This window comes from uncultured Campylobacter sp. (genome assembly GCF_937997535.1).
GTDB lineage: Bacteria > Campylobacterota > Campylobacteria > Campylobacterales > Campylobacteraceae > Campylobacter_B.
In genome coordinates this window covers 1-3,861 of the sequence record NZ_CALKTT010000065.1, presented here as the reverse complement: position 1 = coordinate 3,861, position 3,861 = coordinate 1, and the positions used below count along the sequence as shown (strand labels likewise).

The following is a 3,861-nucleotide window of genomic DNA, read 5'->3' as shown; positions in this document are numbered from 1 at the left end:
GACGCTAAGTGCTTTTGATAGCGGACTAGCTAGGCGAAACGGCTTTTTGGACGCGCAAATTTCGACTATCCAGCAACGACTAAAAGACGCTAGCGACGCACGCGCCAAAGAGGTGCTAACGGGCGAGGTTGAATACGTGCCGGATCCAAATTTAACCGACGAGGAGATAGCCAAAATCACCAACGATCTTTACCGCGAGGGGCTAAAATACTACCACCGCACGCACGCGCATCCAAACTCCACCTTCGCCTACACCAAAAGTAGTCTGCTAGATCTCATGAACTTCGACGCTGCGAGCAATATGGATCTAATCAATCAGCCGCTTTTGATGATGGTAGGCTCCAAAGCCGACAGCGCCTATATGAGCGAGCGAGCTTTCGCGGGCGCTAGCGGTACGCAGAAGAAGGAGTACTTTAAGATAGACGGAGCGCTACATATTGACACTTACTATAAGCCCGAATACGTGGACGTCGCGATGAAAAAGCTAGCCCAGTTTTACGGAGAAAATTTGTAAAAATGAATAAAAACAAAGGGTATGCGGTGAAAATTTTTAGAATTGTTTTAGCTATTTTATTCGCTTTAAATTTAAGCTCGGCAAAGGAGCAAGCGATGATAAATTTTAACGAGCTTCCGCACGCGGCAAAGCTTAGCGAGGCGCTTAGCAACAAACAGCTAGCGCTCGTTAGCGTGGCTGCTTATGCGGCGGCTGGCGATGCGGACAAACTAAAAGTCGCGCCGCAAAACGCAAGAGATGCCCTAAAAAGTCTTTAGCGGTTTTTTGGTTATAGGGATTAAATTTGAAAAAGTTTTTGATTTCGGCGCTATTTGCGGCGGCGTTAGCGGGAGGGCAAATGAACGATAATTTTACAAAAGAGAGCAAAATTTCAGACGTCGTCCATGATGCGGCGTTTTGTGATTACGGCAGGCTGCTTTTTCCTACAGATGCTGGTTACTTTAGCGGCGGTAGGCTCGGCGAGCTAAATTTGACGTGGTACGAGCATATCGATGCCGATAAAACGGTTGAAATTTTAAACTATCTAAAAGATCGCGCCAAAGCCGGCAAGCAGGTATTTTACGATATTTACTCAAATACCGAAAAAGCCGCCGATCCACGCAAAAATGATACTGGGCTTTTTTATTTTAAAGGCGAGCGGGGCAAGCCGTTTGCAGTGGTGGTCGCCGGAGGCGGCTTTGCCTATGTGGGCGCGATGCATGATAGTTTCCCGCACGCGCTTGAGCTTTCTAAAAAGGGCTACAACGCCTTTGCGTTGATCTACCGCCCGGGCGCTAGGAGCGGGGCGCAAGACCTTGCTCGTGCGATTAGCTTTATTTTTGAGCACGCAAAGGAGCTTGAGGTGGGAGCGGAGTTTTATTCGCTGTGGGGCGGCTCGGCCGGAGCTAGGCTTGCGGCGATGCTGGGAAGCTACGGCACGCAGGCTTTTGAGCAGGGCTCGCATCCGCGACCTGCAGCCGTGATAATGCAATATACGGGCTATTCGGATTTTACGCGAAACGATCCGCCGACCTTTGCCGTGGTTGGCGAAAACGACTGGATCGCAAGCCCCGGCGTGATGGAGAGACGGATACGAAATTTAGCCGCTACGGGCGTTAAAACGCAGTTTCGTAGCTACGCAAATTTAGGTCACGGATTTGGCTTAGGCACCGGCACGGCAGCACAGGGCTGGCTGGATGAGGCGGTCAAATTTTGGCAAGAACAGATGAGATAAAGGAAAGAAAATAAAATGAAAAAATTAAGCAAAATAATGGCTGGAGCGCTTGTTATGTGCTCCTTCGCGGCGGGCGAAAGTGCAGCAGGAAATATAAAATTTGAGCCCCAAAAGACGCTCGTAGTCTATTTTTCAGCAGGCGGCAATACGGCTAGAGCGGCAAATTTAATATCACAAAATTTAGGTGCTAAGATAGTTGAACTAAAGCCCGTGCAGCCCTACACGAACGCTGATCTAAACTACAACGATCCAAAAAGTCGCGTTAGCCGCGAGCATGATGATACGTCGCTTAGGAAAGTGTCTTTAGCTAACGCCAAAATCGAAGGCTGGGAGAACTACGATGTCGTTTTCGTAGGCTATCCGATCTGGTGGCACGATGCTGCGTGGCCGGTTGACGAGTTTATAAAAAACAACGATTTTAACGGTAAAAAAGTGATCCCGTTTTGCACCGTTTATAGCTCCGGGCTTGAAAATAGCGATAAAAATTTAGCCAAGAAAGCAAACGGCGGCGAGTGGCTAGCGGGGAAGTGCTTCGGCGAGAGGCCGAGCGAAAAAGAGATAAAAGAGTGGCTTGCGAAATTTTAGGCGACTTTTGCACTTTGGCTTTAAATTTGTGATTAAATTTAAAGCGAGCATAATGAAAGATAAAAATAAACGCTAAATTCTTAAAATTTTGAGTTTAGCGGCGATGGCGTGGGCATTAAATTTAAGCGCGCAAGAGAGCATTGCGAAAAATATAAATAAAGGAGAAAAGATGCAGGAAAAGCAAGCTTTGGTTAAAAAGGAAAATCTCGCCGTTTATGATAAGGTGAGCGATAAAATTTTTGCAGGCGGTCTGCCGAAAGTCACGCTACTTTTCGGCGCGATGCCTTACTCAAATGCAAGAGCAGCGCTAGTGCATTTTCCACGCGGAGTACGCACGGCATGGCATACGCATCCTGCGGGGCAAAATTTAATCGTAACGAAGGGCAAAATTTACACCGGTACGGCGGACGGAATCGTGCAAATCGCTCACCCAGGCGACGTAGTGCTTTGTCCGCCGGGCGTCAAACACTGGCATGGAGCCGGACTGCACGAAGACGTCGAGCACATCGCGGTAACCTTTGAAAAGGACGGCAAAAACGTAGCATGGATGGAGCATCTAAGCGAGGACGAGTATAAAAGCCTCATCGAAAAAGCGGACGCAAAGAATGCGGAGTAAGTGTCCTCCAGATAGAATTTACGGCAGTCGCCAGGCAAATTTTACGCGCCGTTAGGCGCATTTAAATTTGCCCCTCGATGCTAAGCAGATCGCCGAAAATTTCTTTGCAATACTGAATGAAGCGTTTGGGAATTTTGACTCCGCTGATATCCACGGTGATGACGCTATCTTGGACTTCAAAAACAATAAGCTCGCTAGTGATTTTCACCGCCTTGCAGCCGTTATAGCATACGTCGCCATTGCGCTCTGCGCATAAGCCGTTATGCGGCGCGTCCTCGTACCGCCCGAGCCTGATCGGTCTTTGAAAAAGCAGATAGTTCTTATAGTCGTACTTGTCGTCCGCAAGGCCTATCATATAATAATTATCGGCGCTGTTTTTGGAAGCGGTCGCGATGCTAGCTTTAAAATTTAGCCTAAACGCAACCTTACGCCTTGGTAAAAAGGGACAAATTTTACCGCTTCAAATTTACACGAGCTGTGCGCCCCCGCCTTTTACAACCTCGCCGATGACGTAGCCGTCGGTATTTGCCAGCACAAAATCAGCGTTTTCTTTTGGCACTACGAGGATCATACCAACGCCCATATTAAACGTCCTCATCATTTCGGCGGGCTCAACCTTTTGCGCTATGATTTTAAAGATATCAGGCGTGCGGATCGCCGCGCGCTCGATTTTTGCGCCAAGCCCCGCAGGGAATACGCGCGGTAGGTTTTCCACTATGCCGCCGCCCGTGATGTGCGCGAGCGCGTGGATCTTGTCTTTTAAATTTAAAAAGTCGCCGACGTAGATCCTGGTCGGCTCCAAAAGCACGTCGATTAGCGCGCGATTGCCTACCTTATCGTCAAATTTTAGTCCCAGCTCGGCGATTACTTTGCGCGCGAGCGAGAAGCCGTTTGAGTGCAGGCCGCTACTAGGAAGCGCGATGAGCACGTCGC

General features: G+C 48.8%; 7 protein-coding genes. 5 read left to right on the top strand and 2 right to left on the bottom strand.

The window, feature by feature from the left end:
* The 5 genes from Q0117_RS06375 to Q0117_RS06355 all read left to right on the top strand — a co-directional run.
* Positions 1-514 (top strand): alpha/beta hydrolase (locus tag Q0117_RS06375; RefSeq protein WP_297923839.1); only part of this gene is annotated, 514 nt, incomplete at its 5' end.
* Between the two features lie 26 nt (positions 515-540).
* Positions 541-771, top strand: coding sequence for a hypothetical protein (locus Q0117_RS06370; RefSeq protein WP_297923837.1), 231 nt, complete (start codon positions 541-543; stop codon positions 769-771).
* Between the two features lie 26 nt (positions 772-797).
* On the top strand, positions 798-1,727 hold the full coding sequence (locus tag Q0117_RS06365; protein ID WP_297923835.1) for an alpha/beta hydrolase: 930 nt from the start codon (positions 798-800) through the stop codon (positions 1,725-1,727).
* A 15-nt stretch (positions 1,728-1,742) separates the two neighbouring features.
* Complete coding sequence (locus Q0117_RS06360; RefSeq protein WP_297923833.1) at positions 1,743-2,312, top strand: flavodoxin; 570 nt, start codon at positions 1,743-1,745, stop codon at positions 2,310-2,312.
* Between the two features lie 169 nt (positions 2,313-2,481).
* Entirely contained in the window at positions 2,482-2,928 is a 447-nt protein-coding gene (locus Q0117_RS06355; RefSeq protein WP_297923831.1) for a cupin domain-containing protein, read from the top strand.
* A 61-nt stretch (positions 2,929-2,989) separates the two neighbouring features.
* On the opposite strand, the gene Q0117_RS06350 is transcribed toward Q0117_RS06355, so the two are convergent.
* Both Q0117_RS06350 and Q0117_RS06345 read right to left on the bottom strand, forming a co-directional pair.
* The gene (locus tag Q0117_RS06350; protein WP_366807796.1) at positions 2,990-3,283 is read right to left on the bottom strand and encodes a hypothetical protein; all 294 of its coding nucleotides are present in this window, start codon (positions 3,281-3,283) and stop codon (positions 2,990-2,992) included.
* 111 nt (positions 3,284-3,394) lie between these two features.
* A partial coding sequence (locus Q0117_RS06345; protein WP_297923829.1) for an AIR synthase-related protein occupies positions 3,395-3,861 on the bottom strand: 467 nt, incomplete at its 5' end.